This is a genomic window from Acinetobacter sp. CAU_H_60 (genome assembly GCF_058599385.1).
Genome location: NZ_CM178653.1, coordinates 2722635 through 2739519, shown reverse-complemented (window position 1 = coordinate 2739519; position 16885 = coordinate 2722635). Strand labels below are relative to the sequence as shown.

Annotated in this window: 14 protein-coding genes and 2 tRNA genes; 9 read left to right on the top strand and 7 right to left on the bottom strand. The window is 43.5% G+C overall.

The annotated features are described in order from the left end of the window. Nucleotides 1-5: 5 nt before the first annotated feature. From AC4MBN_RS13045 to AC4MBN_RS13020, 6 genes are all read right to left on the bottom strand, one after another. Nucleotides 6-416 (bottom strand): SEL1-like repeat protein, encoded by a 411-nt coding sequence (locus AC4MBN_RS13045; protein ID WP_491880337.1) that lies wholly within the window; start codon nucleotides 414-416, stop codon nucleotides 6-8. Nucleotides 417-734: 318 nt separating this feature from the next. Beyond that, entirely contained in the window at nucleotides 735-1076 is a 342-nt protein-coding gene (locus tag AC4MBN_RS13040) for a hypothetical protein (protein WP_004787163.1), read from the bottom strand. Nucleotides 1077-1219: 143 nt separating this feature from the next. Further along, nucleotides 1220-1295, bottom strand: a tRNA-Glu gene (locus tag AC4MBN_RS13035). Nucleotides 1296-1331: 36 nt separating this feature from the next. Next, nucleotides 1332-1407: transfer RNA gene (locus tag AC4MBN_RS13030), tRNA-Ala, on the bottom strand. Nucleotides 1408-1464: 57 nt separating this feature from the next. Further along, a complete protein-coding gene (gene gltX / locus AC4MBN_RS13025; protein ID WP_491880336.1) occupies nucleotides 1465-2973 on the bottom strand; it encodes a glutamate--tRNA ligase in 1509 nt (502 codons plus the stop codon). A gap of 139 nt (nucleotides 2974-3112) precedes the next feature. Further along, a complete protein-coding gene (locus AC4MBN_RS13020) occupies nucleotides 3113-3418 on the bottom strand; it encodes a hypothetical protein (RefSeq protein WP_159122701.1) in 306 nt (101 codons plus the stop codon). A gap of 391 nt (nucleotides 3419-3809) precedes the next feature. Here AC4MBN_RS13020 and AC4MBN_RS13015 point away from each other — a divergent pair, with 391 nt between their 5' ends. The 9 genes from AC4MBN_RS13015 (at nucleotide 3810) to AC4MBN_RS12975 (ending at nucleotide 14263) form a co-directional block, all read left to right on the top strand. Further along, nucleotides 3810-4814, top strand: coding sequence for a sulfate ABC transporter substrate-binding protein (locus AC4MBN_RS13015; protein WP_491880335.1), 1005 nt, complete (start codon nucleotides 3810-3812; stop codon nucleotides 4812-4814). 242 nt (nucleotides 4815-5056) lie between these two features. Continuing rightward, nucleotides 5057-6076, top strand: a complete 1020-nt coding sequence (locus AC4MBN_RS13010; protein WP_004787154.1) for a sulfate ABC transporter substrate-binding protein — start codon at nucleotides 5057-5059, stop codon at nucleotides 6074-6076. 190 nt (nucleotides 6077-6266) lie between these two features. Beyond that, complete coding sequence (gene rsmH / locus AC4MBN_RS13005; protein ID WP_034169737.1) at nucleotides 6267-7178, top strand: 16S rRNA (cytosine(1402)-N(4))-methyltransferase RsmH; 912 nt, start codon at nucleotides 6267-6269, stop codon at nucleotides 7176-7178. A 10-nt stretch (nucleotides 7179-7188) separates the two neighbouring features. Further along, entirely contained in the window at nucleotides 7189-7521 is a 333-nt protein-coding gene (gene ftsL / locus AC4MBN_RS13000; protein ID WP_004787146.1) for a cell division protein FtsL, read from the top strand. A gap of 15 nt (nucleotides 7522-7536) precedes the next feature. Further along, nucleotides 7537-9360: a penicillin-binding protein PBP3 gene (gene ftsI, locus AC4MBN_RS12995; protein WP_180002752.1), complete on the top strand. Its 1824-nt coding sequence runs from the start codon at nucleotides 7537-7539 to the stop codon at nucleotides 9358-9360. Nucleotides 9361-9371: 11 nt separating this feature from the next. Then, complete coding sequence (locus AC4MBN_RS12990; protein ID WP_491880334.1) at nucleotides 9372-10868, top strand: UDP-N-acetylmuramoyl-L-alanyl-D-glutamate--2,6-diaminopimelate ligase; 1497 nt, start codon at nucleotides 9372-9374, stop codon at nucleotides 10866-10868. A gap of 8 nt (nucleotides 10869-10876) precedes the next feature. Continuing rightward, nucleotides 10877-12280 carry a UDP-N-acetylmuramoyl-tripeptide--D-alanyl-D-alanine ligase gene (locus AC4MBN_RS12985; protein ID WP_491880333.1) on the top strand — a complete coding sequence of 468 codons (1404 nt, stop codon included), beginning with the start codon at nucleotides 10877-10879 and terminating at the stop codon, nucleotides 12278-12280. Next, the gene (gene mraY / locus AC4MBN_RS12980) at nucleotides 12281-13399 is read left to right on the top strand and encodes a phospho-N-acetylmuramoyl-pentapeptide-transferase (RefSeq protein ID WP_180016598.1); all 1119 of its coding nucleotides are present in this window, start codon (nucleotides 12281-12283) and stop codon (nucleotides 13397-13399) included. It begins immediately after the preceding gene. A 60-nt stretch (nucleotides 13400-13459) separates the two neighbouring features. Next, nucleotides 13460-14263, top strand: a complete 804-nt coding sequence (locus AC4MBN_RS12975) for a putative RNA methyltransferase (protein ID WP_419364031.1) — start codon at nucleotides 13460-13462, stop codon at nucleotides 14261-14263. 58 nt (nucleotides 14264-14321) lie between these two features. On the opposite strand, the gene ponA is transcribed toward AC4MBN_RS12975, so the two are convergent. Beyond that, nucleotides 14322-16850 carry a penicillin-binding protein PBP1a gene (gene ponA / locus AC4MBN_RS12970; protein WP_491880332.1) on the bottom strand — a complete coding sequence of 843 codons (2529 nt, stop codon included), beginning with the start codon at nucleotides 16848-16850 and terminating at the stop codon, nucleotides 14322-14324. Between the last annotated feature and the right edge of the window lie 35 nt (nucleotides 16851-16885).

Here is a 16885-nt window from a genome sequence, read left to right as displayed (position 1 = left end):
TTTATTTAATATTGGACACTCATTTGGCTATAAGTATTTGATAACAGCCGCGCAGCTTTTAAATGACCTTGCTGTTTAGCCTTATTCAGCCATTCTTCAGCATGAAAATAATTCTGATCTAAACCTAGACTACCTTTAAGAAAGTGTTTACCCAGTCTATATTGCGCTTCGGCGTGTCCACGTGTTGCTGCACTTAAATAGTTCCAGAAAGCATTGCGTTGATAACTTTCTTGCTGCTCTAGCTGCGCAATTTGAAAATGTTCGGCTTGGCGTTGCTTTAAAGCATGGCAAAGCTTTTCAAACTGTACAGCTTCCAGATAATAAGTGTCTGCTTCAGAAATAGAATTTTCGACTTCTGTACCCGTAGGCTCGTCATGAGAAAACAGAAAATGTATGACTTTTTTAAGTTTAAGCATTTTTATTCCTCACCTTTGCCATTATTAACAATTAATTAAACTATCCACTAAAGACTACAATATAAAGCGGTTTTATTTCGGTAATGAATTACATGCTTTTAGTCTCATGTTGATATTTTTGTGTATTTAATGAGCAAAAACAAGAAGTAAAAATAAAAAAACTTCATTTAAAAAGTGAAGTAAATTAGAAAAAATATGAATTTGTTATTCTAGTCGACATTTTAATATTGGATGGTAGAAAATTTAGTTTTACTAATAAAAAAATCTTGCATAAGCATGCAAGATTTTTCGGCTTTGAAAATGAGTCAACTATAGAAATCAGATTTCCCACTCATGATTGCATTCACGGCATTTCCATTTCTTTTGGCTTTGCATGAAAGCCTGCATGGAAATTTTAAAATCAGGCAAATCTTTATAGAACATGAAGCCTGCGATCAGACAGATTATAAACACGATCACAGTAGCGGTCTGTAAAGTCGTACCTGCACCATCTCCAAAAATCCACATCGCGATGCTAATGATGACCAGTAGCAATAATACAAACAGGGCAGGCACCAGCATGATCAGGCTTTTAGGCACGACTGGACGTGCCGCTGGTTGACCTGGCTGAGCCACGGGCATGATTTTTGGGCTTTGACATTTAGGGCAGCGATATTGCATTACAACTCCAAAATTCTAAATTACTGATTATTTTATCGGAAGATACGCAAAAACCGAAATACCGCCAATATAAAACAGACAGACAATAAAAAACCCAAGTCACAATGCTTGGGTTTTTTATTAAGATGTTGCCATCTTGAATATGGCGTCCCTACGGGGATTCGAACCCCGGTTACCGCCGTGAAAGGGCGATGTCCTAGGCCTCTAGACGATAGGGACAAATGAGGCAAATACACAGGTAAAGCAAGACTTATTTGGTGGAGTCAAGGAGGATCGAACTCCTGACCTCTACAATGCCATTGTAGCGCTCTACCAACTGAGCTATGACCCCAGTCTGTGTGAGCGCTATATTATGGATATAACGCTCAGCCGTCAACTAAAAAATAAATTAAGCTTGATCAATTGCTTCATTTTTCGGCAGTTTCAGACTCTCATTCAGTTTTTCCCAAGCTTTTACTTCTTTCTTGCTAGGACCACCCACAACTTCCAGCGCGTGGCGCAGACGGGCAAAAGTCAGATCCGGACCAATAGTAACCATGGTCTGCATGACTGGGGTAGAAGCGGTTGAGCCGGCAATCGCAATAAAGAACGCTGGCATAAAGTCACGTAATTTAACGCCCATCTGATTCGCCAGATCCATCAGCGTTTGGCTGACAGTGTCATTGTTCCAGGTGAACAGGCTTTCCAGACGCCAGATCGCAAATTGCAGGCTTTGACGCACTTGTTCTTCAGAAAGTTTTTTGCTTTCAAACTGTTCTTTAGTCAAAGTCGGGAAATGGTTGAAATAATGCGCTGACCAGTTTACTGCTTCAGACAGCAGATTGATCCGTGGTTGAATTGCAGCAGCGATTTCTTCCAGTTTGGCACGGTCTGCTTTCCAGGCTAGTAAGGTATCTAATAGTTCAGCAGGAGAAAGGGCTTTAATCCACTGACCATTTAACCAATTGAGTTTCTCAACATCAAAGATTGGACCACCCAGAGAGACACGGTTAATGTCAAAGTGTTCAATCATTTCAGCCAAAGTGAACTTTTCACGCTCATCTGGCATTGACCAGCCCATACGGCCCAGATAGTTCAGCAACGCTTCTGGCAATACACCGATGTCTTTATAGTAATTGATTGAAGTCGGGTTCTTACGTTTAGACAGTTTTGATTTGTCCGGGTTACGCAGTAGAGGCATGTGGCACAGGACTGGCATGTCCCAACCAAAGTATTTGTACAGCAACTGATGTTTCGGTGCAGATGGAATCCATTCTTCACCACGGATCACATGAGTAATTTGCATCAGGTGATCATCAACCACGTTTGCCAGATGGTAAGTTGGCAGACCATCAGTTTTCAGCAGAATTTGCATATCGACTTGCGCCCATGGAATTTCTACTTCACCACGCAGCATGTCATTAAAGGTACATACACCTTCAGCTGGCACTTTCATACGGATCACGTGCGGTTCACCAGCTGCCAGACGACGTGCCACTTCTTCTTTAGACAGTTTTAGACCGCGGCCATCGTAGCGTGGAGTTTCGCCACGCGCCTGCTGTTCAGCACGCATTTCATCTAGTTCTTGCGCTGTTGCGAAACAGTAGAAGGCATGACCTTTATCTACCAGTTCTTCTGCGTATTTTTTATAGATGCTCATCCGTTCTGACTGACGGTACGGTGCATGTGGACCACCAACATCTGGACCTTCCGACCAATTCAGGCCTAACCAGCGTAGTGAGTCCAGAATCATTTTTTCAGATTCAGGAGTAGAACGCAGCTGATCCGTATCTTCAATACGAAGAATGAATTCACCACCGTGCTGTTTGGCAAAACACAGGTTGAACAGGGCAATATAGGCAGTTCCCACATGCGGGAAACCGGTAGGAGAAGGTGCAATACGAGTACGAACAGTCATAACCGGATCTAATCTTAAATATAAAATTGCAGCTATTATAACGAAAAAGCCACATCACTTAATGCTTTATTCAACATTGAATGATGCGGCTTTTCAGGATGAGCAAAATATAACGAATGTGGAGAACTAAAACTAAGTCTTATGAATTGCTCGGAGAAAAAATACTTTGCACAAAGCGGGTAAAGCGCAGGTTTTGAGCTGCAAAAAAGCTTTGAGTCGGATTTGATTTGAACGCAGTCAGCGCTTTAAGTTCATCCTCAGTATGAAAAGCATTTTTATCAGCCTTATGTTGCTGAATTGCTTTTTCAATTGGTGAGGTTTTCACTTCAATTGCACTTACAGAGGCTTTAGGTAGCTCTGTTTTCACAACTACGGCATGGCCAAGTTGAATCGAGAACAGCGTGATAAGACTTAGGATGCTGGCTGTAAATATTTTAAATTTCATATCCAAACTTCCTCCTTGGCTCTGGTTAATCTTGTTTTGTTAAAAATGTTGTTATAATACTGGCTACAATCTAATCACATTCAGATATAAAAAAGTAGAACCAGGTCACATTTTTTTACAAAAAACTAATATTTCTCTGTGGAAAATTACTAAATCTCAGAATTTCCACATTTAAGTTGCCTATTTGTAACAGATAACTGTGTAGAGATCGTGAAGAACTGTCTTATATTGTAGCAGGATATTAAATTTTTAGGGGAAAATGTATCCGAAATGAATTGTGAGCATATATATCGAAAATAGAATATGATTGGATAAAATATTATAAGCACATGATTGTTAAGTAATTTTTTTATTTATATAGTGCTGGATAAATTAGCAATGAGCACTACTCATGAAAAAGATAATAACTTCTACTATTTTAGTACTACTTGGCGGAAGTGCCATTCCTGGCTATGCTGCAAAAGACTTTCTCAATGTTTCCTATGATCCGACTCGCGAATTCTATCAGGAATATAACGAAGAATTTGGCAAGTTCTGGAAACAGAAAACCGGGCAAGCAGTCAACTTTAAACAGTCGCATGGTGGTTCAGGTAAACAGGCACGCTCTGTGGTGGATGGTTTGCAGGCCGATGTAGTCACTTTGGCGCTAGCCAATGATATCGAAGAAATTGTCAATGCAGGCTTAATCGAAAAGGGCTGGCAGAAAGAGTTCCCAAGTAATTCGACTCCTTATACTTCTACAATTGTATTTCTGGTTCGTAAAGGCAACCCTAAACAGATTAAAGACTGGAATGACCTAACCAAACCAGGCGTTGAAATTATTACGCCAAACCCAAAAACTGGCGGTGCCCCGCGCTGGATTTATCTATCCGCCTGGGGTTATGCCTTGAAACAGCCAGGTGGTAATGATGCCAAAGCCAAAGAACTGGTGAAAAAACTCTATGCCAATGTCAAAGTGTTGGATTCAGGTGCGCGTGGTTCCTTAACGACCTTTGCTGAATGTGGGATCGGCGATGTATTGCTCTCTTGGGAAAATGAAGCATTATTGGCGACGCAAGGTTTGGGTAAAGATAAATATGAAATTGTTTATCCTTCAATTTCTATTCTGGCTGAGCCATCAGTAGCGATTGTCGACAAGACTGTTGATAAAAATGGTAATCGTAATTTGGCCAAAGGTTATCTGAACTATTTATATTCACCAAAAGGGCAGGAGCTGGCAGCGAAATATTACTTCCGTCCACGTGATGCCAAAGCAGCAGCAAAATATGCGGCGCAATTCCCGAAAATCCAGACTTTTACTATTGATAAAGTCTTTGGCGGCTGGGCAAAAGCGCAGAAAACCCATTTTGTGAATGGGGCGATCTACGATCAGATCTCTGCGGAAAATCGTAAATAATTTTAATTACTGAAGCAAAATCAGAAAGCGGATAATTTATTATCCGTTTTTTTTATATCTAAAGCATAAAATGCTATAAAAATAGGATAAGTCTTTAATCTAGATATTTTTATTATATAAAACATGAAATTAAAACAAAAAATAACTAAATATTACCCTGTATGCACTTTGTTTGCTCAATTGCGAAAAATAACTTTATTTCATATAGTTATATCTAATGAAGATAATCTCCCGATGCTCTTATGAAAACTCAATTAAAATCACTGGTTAGTGCTGCCTTATTGGCAACAGGTCTGACATTTACTGCAACTGCGAGCCAAGCCGCGGATCGTGAATTCCTGAACGTTTCTTATGATGCGACCCGTGAATTCTATGACGAATTCAACAAATCTTTTGGTGCCTACTGGAAAAAACGAACCGGTATCGATGTGAACTTTAAACAGTCACACGGCGGTTCAGGTAAACAGGCGCGTTCTGTGGTCGACGGTTTAAAAGGTGATGTGGTTACTTTGGCATTGGCAAACGATATTGAAGAGATCGTAAGATCTGGTCAGATTCAGCCAGGCTGGCAAAAAGAGTTCCCGCATAATTCTGCACCTTATACTTCAACGATTGTCTTCATGGTGCGTAAGGGTAACCCTAAAGGAATTAAAGACTGGAAAGATCTGACTAAACCGGGCGTAGAAATTATTACACCAAACCCGAAAACTGGTGGTTTGCCACGTTGGGTTTATCTGTCAGCTTGGGGTTATGCAGAAAAACAACCAGGTGGTAGCAAAGCCAAAGCCCAAGAATTTGTCGGCAAGCTTTATAAAAACGTCAAAGTGATGGACTCAGCCGCACGTGCCTCAATGACGACATTTGCTGAACGTAATATTGGTGATGTGCTGTTAACTTGGGAAAATGAAGCTCTGGTAACACAAAAAACTCTGGGTAAAAATAAGTTTGATATCGTTTATCCATCTTTGACTATTCTGACTGAACCCTCTGTAGCCATCGTAGATCGTACGGTAGATAAAAATGGCAATAAATGGTTAGCTAAAGGTTATATCAACTATCTTTATTCTCCACTTGGTCAGGACATGGCAGCACGACATTTCTATCGTCCACGTAATGAGAAAGTCTTAGCCAAATATTCATCACAGTTCCCGAAAATTAAAACCTTTACCATTGATGAAGTATTCGGTGGCTGGGCCAATGCACAGAAAACTCACTTTGTGAATGGCGCAATCTTCGACCAGATCTATAACTCGAAGCGTTAATCTGTTGATTAAAAAATAAATTTAAAATATGAAAAAGCTTCCTCGATGGAGGCTTTTTTATCGGCTGTCGAAAAATAAAAACGGTTTTCTCTATAGAAATTAATATTTATCTACAAAAAGTCGTTTGGAGCTTTAGCTAAACAGAGTGATAATGTGCAGTTAAATTTTTCGCCCTATTGATTGAGTTTTTATGTCACATATTTCTGTATTACTTCACGAAACGATTGATGCCTTACTGGCTGGTCGCAATACGGGAATTTATGTGGATGGAACCTTTGGTCGCGGTGGGCATACACGTTTATTGCTTTCCAAATTGGATGAAAATGCACGCGTCTACGCCTTCGATAAAGACCCGCAAGCATTGGCTGTTGCCGCAGAACTGGAACAGGAAGATTCACGTTTTAAAATTATCCATGCCAGCTTCGCTGATTTAAAACAGGCATTAGCTGAGCAGGGTATTGTAAGTGTAGATGGTGTGATGGCTGACTTAGGGGTGTCTTCACCGCAGCTGGATCAGGCAGAACGCGGTTTCAGCTTTATGAAAGATGGCCCGCTAGATATGCGCATGGACAACTCACAAGGTCCGACTGCAGCAGAATGGTTGGTGAATATTGAAGAAGAAGCACTGGCTAATGTGATTTTTCAGTATGGGGAAGAGCGTTATAGTCGCCGTATAGCCAAAGCGATCAAGGCTGCCGGATATATTGATACCACAGCCAAACTGGCGGAAATTGTGAAAGTTGCCCATCCAAAATGGGAAAAAAATAAACATGCTGCCACCCGAACTTTCCAGGCAATTCGTATTGCTATTAATAAAGAATTAGAAGATATTGAAACTTTCCTCCCTCAAGCGGTTGAGATTTTAAAACCAGAGGGACGTTTGGCTGTGATCAGCTTCCATTCACTGGAAGATCGGTTGATTAAGCAGTTTATTCAAAAAGAATCAACGCTTGAAGAAGATTCAGGCTGGGGAATGCCGCAACAACAAAAGGATACGCGACGTTTAAAGAAAATCGCCCGGGTCAAGGCAAGTGATGAGGAAGTTAAAGCCAATCCTCGTTCACGTAGCGCATGGCTGCGCGTGGCAGAACGTTTAGCTTAATAGGCACATCATGAAAACTGAAGTGGTTGATAAAAAAACAGAAAAGTTATGGCTGAAAAAAGTCATTGTTTACCTCATATTAATGTTGATGGTCTTCATCAGTGCGGTATTTGTCGTCTTCCAAGTCTTTGAATACCGTCAGGATAACCGCAAACTGAGCACCTATCTGCGTGAACGGGATGATTTGAATGCAGAGTGGGGACGTTTGCTGATTGAACAGCAGACCTTTGGTGCGACCGCGCAGATTGGTACCCGTGCAGTGACTCAGTTAAGGATGTATTCACCCCCGATTTCACAGAGTGTCGTGATTTCCTTACCACAACCTTCAGATGAGAAAAAATAAGGCTAGCGCTCGAACATGGTAGACAAGAGAAAGAAGCAACCGGTACGTAAAAAGCAGTCCGTCACCGAGAAAAATGCCTTAAATGTTTATATCAACCGTTTTTACATCATGTGGGCTGTGGTGCTGCTGTGTTTTGTGACACTGATCGGCCGAGCTTTCTATGTGCAGATTATCAATAAAGACTTTCTGCAAAATAAAGCCAATGCCAATATTTTACGAACCAATACCATCAAGGCCATGCGTGGCGTAATTTATGATCGTAATGGTATTCCGCTGGCGATCAGTACGCCGATTATGAAAATCGTGATTGACCCACGTGACTATTTTGATAATAAAAAACTCTATGATGAAACCATGCTGGCACTACAGAAAGAGCCGAATAGCCGTAAACTAAAACGCCAGCTCCCAGATAAAAACCTGAATCTGGATGAGCTGGCTGATGCAGTGGGCATGGATCGTGCTGAATTGCGCAAAAAGATGGAAGAGCGTCCACGTTCACGTTATCTGATCCTGAAAAAAGAAGTGCCGCCACAACAGGCGGAACTGATCATGAAGCGTAATTTCCAAGGTGTGTATACCGAGAAAAACTATAAGCGCTATTATCCTCAGCCCCAGCCAAACTCCCAGATTATTGGTCTGACCAATAGTGAGGGAATTGGGATCGAAGGTCTGGAGATGCAGCTGAATACCCGTCTTGCCGGTCAGGATGGTGAACAGCAGATTATCCGTGACAAAAAAGGCAACCGGGTTAAAGAACCGGAAGTGATTAAAGAAGTCGAGCCGGGTGAAAATATTACCCTGAGTATCGACTCACGTTTACAGTACATCATGTACCGTGAACTGACTGCGGCTGGTGTAGCGAATAATGCCCGCTCCGCAACAGCGATTGCAGTCGACGTCAAAACCGGTGAAATTCTGGCAATGTCTTCTTGGCCCTCTTATAACCCGAATGACAAGAATGGCTTATTAAATAAAGACGCAATGCGTAATCGTGGCGCTGTCGATTCCTTCGAGCCGGGTTCAACCATGAAGCCGCTAACTGTGGCGATGGCTCTAGAGAGCGGGAAATATACGGCCAATTCGGTCATCAATACGAGTCCAGGTAGTATGCGGGTCGGAAACCACACTATTCGTGATACGCATAACTATGGTCAGTTGACGTTGGGTGGGATTATCCAGAAATCATCAAACGTCGGGGTAGCTAAATTAGCTCTGTCACTGCCGTATGAAACTTTACCGACTTTCTATAAACGTCTTGGTTTTGGTCAGCGTTCCGCAGTGAAATTTCCGGGTGAAAGTTCCGGTCTGATTCTGCCGCCAAGTAAATGGAATGTGTCTGAAGTAGCAACCATGGCCTATGGTTATGGTTTGAATGCGACTGTGCTGCAACTGGCTGATGCCTATGCCATGCTGGCGAACAAAGGTGTGAAAGTGCCTTTAAGCCTGTATAAATTAGAAGAACAGCCACAAGGCGAGCAGATGATTGATCCACAAATCGCAGAACAGGTTCTGCTGATGATGGAAACAGCAACTTTGCCTGGTGGTACAGCAACCCGTGCAACCGTACCTGGTTATCGTGTTGCAGGTAAAACGGGTACTGCGCATAAATTGCGTGCCGACCGTAAAGGCTATTCAACCAGTGAATACCGTGCCTTATTTGCCGGTGTAGCACCCGTGAGTGATCCGCGTATTGCTATGGTGGTGGTCGTGGAAAATCCGCAAGGGTCTTATTATGGTGGTATGGTATCTGCACCTGTCTTTGCCCGTGTGATGCAGGAATCTTTACGCTTGCTGAATGTCCCGTTGGACAAACCTTTAGAATCTCCCAAAGTCCAGTAAATAGGTGATCAATGTCCATTACATTTCAAGATCTCTACGCCGTTCAAGAACCTGCTGAATGGATGCGACAATCCTTTCAGGGTTTCGAACTGGACAGCCGCAAAGTTAAACTGGGGCAAATTTTTATTGCCCTGACCAGCTTGTCTCAACCTGAAAAAACCGCAGAATATGCCAAAAAAGCCCTGTCATTGGGTGCACTGGCCGTAATTTCAGAACAAGAGCTAGGTGTTACTCCAGCTTTGGTAGTACCCAATGTCCGTCACTTGATGGGCGAATGGCAGAAGTGCTATCTGCAAGCGACTCAGCCAGTTAAGGCTACCCGTATTCTGGCCGTGACCGGCACCAATGGTAAAACCACGATTTCCCGTCTGGTTGCTGAGTTGCTGATGCTGCAAGGCAAAGCCTGTGCAGTTATGGGGACTACAGGGAATGGTATTTTGCCGAATCTGGAAGCCTCTTCTCATACCACACTCGATGCCCTGCAATTGCAAAATGCCTTACATGCCTATGCACAGGCAGGTGCGGAATTTGCCTCAATTGAAGCGAGTTCGCATGGTCTGGAGCAGGGCCGTCTGAATGGTTGTGCAATTGAAATTGCGGCTTATAGCAATTTAAGCCGTGACCATCTCGACTATCACGGTACGCTGGAAGCCTATGCAGAAGCAAAATCGCGTTTATTCAGCTTTGAATCTCTGAAAGTTGCAATCATCAATATTGATGACGCACACGCAGAGGTGATGCTGAATACTGCAAAAGCCAATCCGAATCAGCCGAAAATTCTGACTTATTCTTTGTCACAATCAGCCGATTATCAGGTTCAGGATATCCAGTACAGTATTTCCGGTGCTGAATTCAAACTGATCACTGCACAAGATACATTTACTGTGCATAGTCCTTTGTTAGGTCATTTCAATATCGAAAATCTGGTTGCGAGCCTGGTTGTGGCAGAGCAAGCCGGTTTTGCATTAACCGATTTAATCGCAACTGTGCCCGAGCTGAAAGGTGCCCCAGGCCGTATGCAGGTCATTCGTGATGATGAACGTCTGTTTGTGGTGGATTATGCGCATACTCCAGATGCCCTGACTCAGGTCTTGCTTACGCTGAAGCGTCATGTCAGCCAAAAACTCTGGGTTGCTTTTGGCTGTGGCGGTGATCGTGATCGTGGCAAACGTCCGCTGATGACTCAGGCGGCCCTCGAAGGTGCTGATATTGCAGTGCTGACTTCGGACAATCCACGTACTGAAGATCCAAACCAGATTTTCGCTGACATGAAGCAGGGTGTCGATTTTTCAGACAAAACCTATCATGAAATTCATGACCGTCGTGAAGCAATCCGCTTTGTAGTCGACCAGGCGCAGCTAGGTGACATTGTGGTGATTGCCGGTAAGGGACACGAAAATTATCAGGAGATTGATGGGGTGCGACATTGGTTTGATGATGTGGTCGAGGTACAGGCCGCAATTGATGCCCAGCATCACAACTGTGATTTAGCATTTCCAGCGCATTAGGATTTTACATGCATACTTCAACAACAAGTACCGTGCCTCTAGAGCCATGGACAATTGAACAGTTAGAGCAGGCCACTCATGGTTATTGGCTGAATGATAAAAAACCTGAAGGCCAGATTAAGCGGATTTTAACTGATTCCCGTCATGCCGAAGCAGGTGATGCTTTTCTGGCATTGAAAGGTGAGCGTTTTGATGCGCATGACTTTATCGCACAAGTGGCTGAAAAGGGCTGTGGAATCGCGATTGTCAGCCAACCTGTTGATGCAGAGATTTGCCAGCTGGTGGTTGAAGACACTCGTCTGGCACTGGGTCATCTTGGCGCTTATCGTCGTCAGCAAAACTCACAGCTTAAAGTCATTGCTTTGACAGGCAGTAGCGGTAAAACCACGACCAAGGAAATGCTGGGCAGTATCTTGTCGCGTCTAGCTCCTACTTTGGTGACTCGAGGCAACCTGAATAATGATTTGGGTGTCCCAATGATGTTACTGGAACTGCGTGCTGAACATCAGTATGCGGTGATGGAGCTGGGTGCGAGCCATCAGGGTGAAATTGATTACACTTCCAATCTGGTACAGCCGCATGTGGCCGGTATCATTAATATTGGTACCGCACACTTGGGTGAGTTTGGTGGCCGTGATGGGATTTGTCGTGCCAAGTCTGAAATCTATTCGCATATTTCTGAAACTTCGATTGTGCCTGCAGCGGATGATTATGCCGAGCAGATTCGTGCAGCCGTCAAAACCGAGAAGACTCTAAGTTTTGGTCAGGGCGGTGATGTCTATGCAACTGACGTAGAACTACATCCGCAATCTGCGACTTTCACGTTAAATACACCACAAGGCACTATAACTGTAAATCTGCCATTTGCTGGTGAACACAATGTGCAGAACGCAACTGCAGCAGTGGCTTTCTCTTTGGCGATTGGTATTAGTCTGGATGATATCGTGGCTGGCCTTGAACAGGCTGTTGGTGCCAAAGGTCGTTTGAACTTTATTCCGCACAAAGATTTTTTATTTATTGATGATACCTACAATGCCAATCCAAGCTCGATGCGTGCAGCGGCTGAAGTTTTAGCGCAGCAGCAGGGTATTCGAGTGATGGTGACCGGTGATATCGGTGAACTGGGTTCATCTGCCGCGATCGAGCATTATAAACTTGGTCGGGATCTGGTATCGGTCAAAGGCATTAATTTTGTGGTGGCTGTGGGTGAATTTGCTCCAGCTGCACAAGAAGGTGCACGTAGTACGCAATATGGTAAGAAGATGCAGGCTTTCCTCAATCAGGAGCAGGCTTTACCATTTTTAATTGATTTGATTGAAACACATCATCCCCAGCCAATGTCTTTTCTATTTAAAGGGTCGCGTTTTACCCATATGGAAACATTAATGGCTGCATTGATGGAGAAACTCTAAATGCTGTTATGGCTATTTGACCAGCTGGCGGGCTTTGATAGCACGTTTCAGGTGGTTCGTTATTTAACTTTACGTGCTTTGCTCAGCGTTTTGACTGCTATGACTATCGGTTTGGTCTTGGGTCCGATCATGATTCGCAAATTGCAGGCACTAAAATATGGTCAGGCAGTAAGTTCGTTTGCTCCTGAGAATCATGCCAAGAAAATGGGCACACCGACCATGGGTGGGGTATTAATCCTGCTCTCGATCGGGATCTCCACCTTACTGTGGGCGGACCTGACGAATCCTTATGTCTGGATTGTGCTCTCGGTGATGGTGATTTTTGGTGCCGTTGGTTGGGCGGATGACTGGATTAAAATCCGTTATAAAGACAATGCCGGTTTACCTGCACGTAAGAAATTCTTCTGGACATCAGTGGGTTCTTTGGGTGCTGGTATTGCGCTGTATGTGATCGCCCAGCAACAACCGAATCCGGTTGTGACTGCCAATATGCTGGATGTGTTGATTCCATTCTTTAAGGATCACACCATTCCATTGTCCGTGATTCCGCTGGGAATTGGTTTCATTATTTTCACTTACTTCGTGATTAATGGTGCATCTAATGCTGTAAACCTGACCGATGGTCTGGATGGTCTGGCGATCATGCCAATTGTCCTGGTTGCAGCCGGTTTAGGGGTGTTTGCTTATCTGGCAGGTGATGTACGTTTCGCTAACTACCTACATATTCCTTATGTGAAATATTCCTCTGAACTGGTAGTCATCTGTGCTGCGATGATCGGTGCCGGTCTGGCATTCCTCTGGTATAACGCTCATCCAGCTCAAGTGTTCATGGGTGATGTAGGGGCGTTATCTTTAGGTGCAATGCTGGGTACGATTGCTGTGATGGTGCGTCAGGAAATCGTGTTTGCGATTATGGCAGGTGTATTCTTGGTGGAAGCAATTTCAGTCTTCCTGCAAATCGGTTCATTAAGAATGCGTAATAAACGTGTATTCTTGATGGCACCTTTGCATCACCATTATGAAAAGAAAGGTTGGCGTGAAACTCAAGTCGTCATTCGTTTCTGGATTATTACGATTATGCTGGTAGTTTTAGGCCTAATGACCTTAAAATTACGCTAAGAAATGCATTTAAAAAAAGTCGGCGCATGCCGGCTTTTTTGTTTTGGAGAAATGAAAAAAATGAACCTACTGATGTGTCCTGTTTGTCGTGAGCAGTTGCGCTTAAATGAACGTACATGGCGCTGTGACAATCAGCATAGCTATGATGTGGCCAAGCAGGGTTATGTGAATCTGCATGTGGTGCAGCATAAACATAGTAAAAATCCGGGTGATACGCCTGAATCTGTGCAGGCACGCCGTGCATTTCTGAGTGCAGGCCATTATGCGCCTTTGCAACAGGCTGTGGTCAAGAAAATCCGTGAGTTGCGGATTGAAAATCTGCTCGATATTGGTTGTGGCGAAGGTTATTACACCAATGCCATGCAGGCTGAAGTCATGCAATGTGTCGGCGTAGATATTGCCAAAAATGCAGTTCAGGTTGCAGCTAAACTGAATAAAGAAATTACCTGGGTGGTAGGAACAGGGGCGACCTTGCCGGTATTGGATCAATCCATTGATCTCTGTACCAGCTTATTTAGCCCGATTCCGAAACAAGAAATCTTGCGGGTATTAAAGGCAAAATCTTATTTGATGGTAGTGACACCTGCACCACAACATTTGTACGCGATGCGTGAAGCCTTATTCGAGGAAGTGAAAGCACATGAACCACATAAATTTGTCGAACAGTTGCAGGATACATTTAATCTGGTAAGTGAACAGGTGATTGATGCGCCAATGACTTTGGCTCAAGCGGATTTAAAAAACCTGATTACCATGACTCCTTATGCTTATAAAGCCAAACCTGAACGCCGTTTGGCACTTGAGCAGCAGGATCAATTCGATTTAATGGCTCAATTCCAGATTTATGTATTTCAGAAGAAGTAAATCGGTTATTTAGAAATAAAAAATCCCTCATTATTGAGGGATTTTTTATTGGTTCAGATTATTCAAGTTCTTCAATCAAGTTTTCCAAAGGATCCACCACCCGATTTGGCTGTGGTGGCTGGTCTCTTGGCGCCACTCTTTCATCATCCGGTATGCGAATTTCCTGATCAGGCAAATCTTCAAAATCATTGCTTTGTCGCTTAGGTGCTACAACCGGGGCAGGGCGATACAGAGGCGTCGCTAAAGGTGGAGAAGACGGATCATGCTGTTCCTGCTCACCTTGCACTACCTTATTACGGTTAATTGGTGCTTTAGCATTACGATCCAGGCGAACCCAAGCTTCTGGTGTGCCTTTTAAGGCATTCCCCATAAAGTCGGTCCAGATTGGCAAGGCTGCTACGCCACCGTATTCACGTCGACCTAAAGTCTTCGGCTGATCAAAACCGACCCAGGCAACGGTGACCAGTTTGCCATTAAAACCTGCAAACCAGGCATCTTTGGCATCATTGGTGGTACCGGTTTTACCCCCAATATCGCTACGACCAATTCTTAAAGCAGCACGCCCCGTACCATGCTGAATCACATCACGCAGGATATTGGCCATATCATAAGCAGAGCTAGATTTTAGAATACGTTCTGCCTGACGGTAATTACTGTCTTCCGCCGAGATTTTTGGTGTCTCTGGTTTCTGTGCCAAGGTTTTGTTATTGATTTCAATGGCTTCGTCATCAGGAGTGAGTGCGGCTGTTGGTTGAGGACTTTCTTCCTGAGCATTAATACACGAGATGCAGGCATATTCAGGCTTAGCCTCAAAAATAGTCTTGCCATAGGCATCTTCGATACGCGTAATAAAATGTGGCTGAATGCGATAACCGCCATTGGCGAACGTAGCATAACCAGTGGCCATCTGGATTGGTAAAACCTGAGGTGTGCCTAGAGCAATGGTGTAGTTACGTGGAATCTGATTATCCTGCAAGCCAAAATCCATAAATAACTGACGGGTACGCTCAATACCAACGGTTTGTAATAGGCGTACTGAAACTGTGTTACGTGACAGATATAAAGCACGACGTAAAGGAATCATCCCTAAATAACGACCATCCGAATTACGCGGACTCCATTTACCAATGGTAATCGGCGCATCATTGACCATGGTATGCGGAGTCATACCACGTTCTAAAGCCAGGGCATAAACAAAAGGTTTAATGGTTGAACCCGGTTGACGCCAGCCTTGAGTCGCGCGGTTAAATTTGGATTGATAAAAATTATAACCACCCACAATGGCTTCAATCGCACCATTATTTGGGTTCAATGCAATTAATTGGCCCTGTACCTGAGGCGTTTGTACCAGTGCCCAGGAACTTTTATTTTCATTAGGTCTTAAACGAACAATATCTTTAACTTTGACAATCTGTGATGCTCTGCTTGGTGCAGCACCTACACTATCTGCACTACGATAAGGACGGGCCCAGGACATGCCTGACCAAGGCACAGTTACGGTTGTACCATCCTGCATCAACGCTTCAAAGCTATTATTATTGACCTTGGTCACTTCAGCAGGATAAGTATTGGCATAGACACGGAAATTTTGCAGAGGTTGATCATGAGCCTCAGCACCTCGCCAGCCATGACGACGATCATAAGCTTCTAAACCGTCCTGTACCGCCTGTTCAGCATAAGCCTGACGTTCACTATGGATCGTCGTGTAGACTTTATAACCTGAATCTATGGCCTGTTCACCAAAATTTTCTACCAGTTCAGAGCGAACCATTTCACCGACGTAGGGAAATTTGTTACGCGTACTGCGGTCAGGCATATCCAGGTTAATCGGTTCAGCAATGGCTTCCTGATATTGGCTTTGATTCAGATACCCCAATTGCAGCATGCGACCTAAAATCCAGTTACGGCGTTCTAATGCACGTTTAGGGTTGGCCACCGGATTATAACGAGAAGGTGCTTTAGGTAGGCCAGCAATCATTGCCATTTGCGCAATCGAAAGCTCATCTAAACTTTTGTTGTAATAGATTTTCGCTGCTGCCGCAATGCCGTAAGCATTTTTCCCCAAGAAAATTTTATTGACATATAAAGTCAGAATTTCTTCTTTACTTAAATTCTGTTCTATTTTACGTGCCAGGAAAATTTCAGTCAGCTTACGCTTTAAAGTACGTTCGGGACTTAAATAGTAGTTTTTGGCGACCTGCATGGTAATGGTCGAACCACCAGTCTGTACATCAGAGCCGGTAATAGTTTCACTGACTGCACGTCCTAAGCCTTTAAAGCTGATCCCGCTGTGTTCGAAGAAACTGGAATCTTCTGCAGCGAGGAAGGCGTGAATAAATTCTTTCGGAATCTGTTCATAATTCACAGGAACAGAAAGCTTGCCACCATACTCTGCAATGAGCTCATTATCTGAGCTAAAAACTTGTAAAGGCTTTAATAAAGGTGCCTTTTTAAGCGTAGACATTTCAGGCAAAGATGGGGCAATATAGAGATACATGCCATAGAAACCCATCGGAATTGAGATCAAAATAATGATAATGATCAAAAAAAATGGATGAACAAGGCCTGAACAAGATAGCTTTTTCATAACAAGTAAGTTTTAATAAGAGCTAATGGCAAACT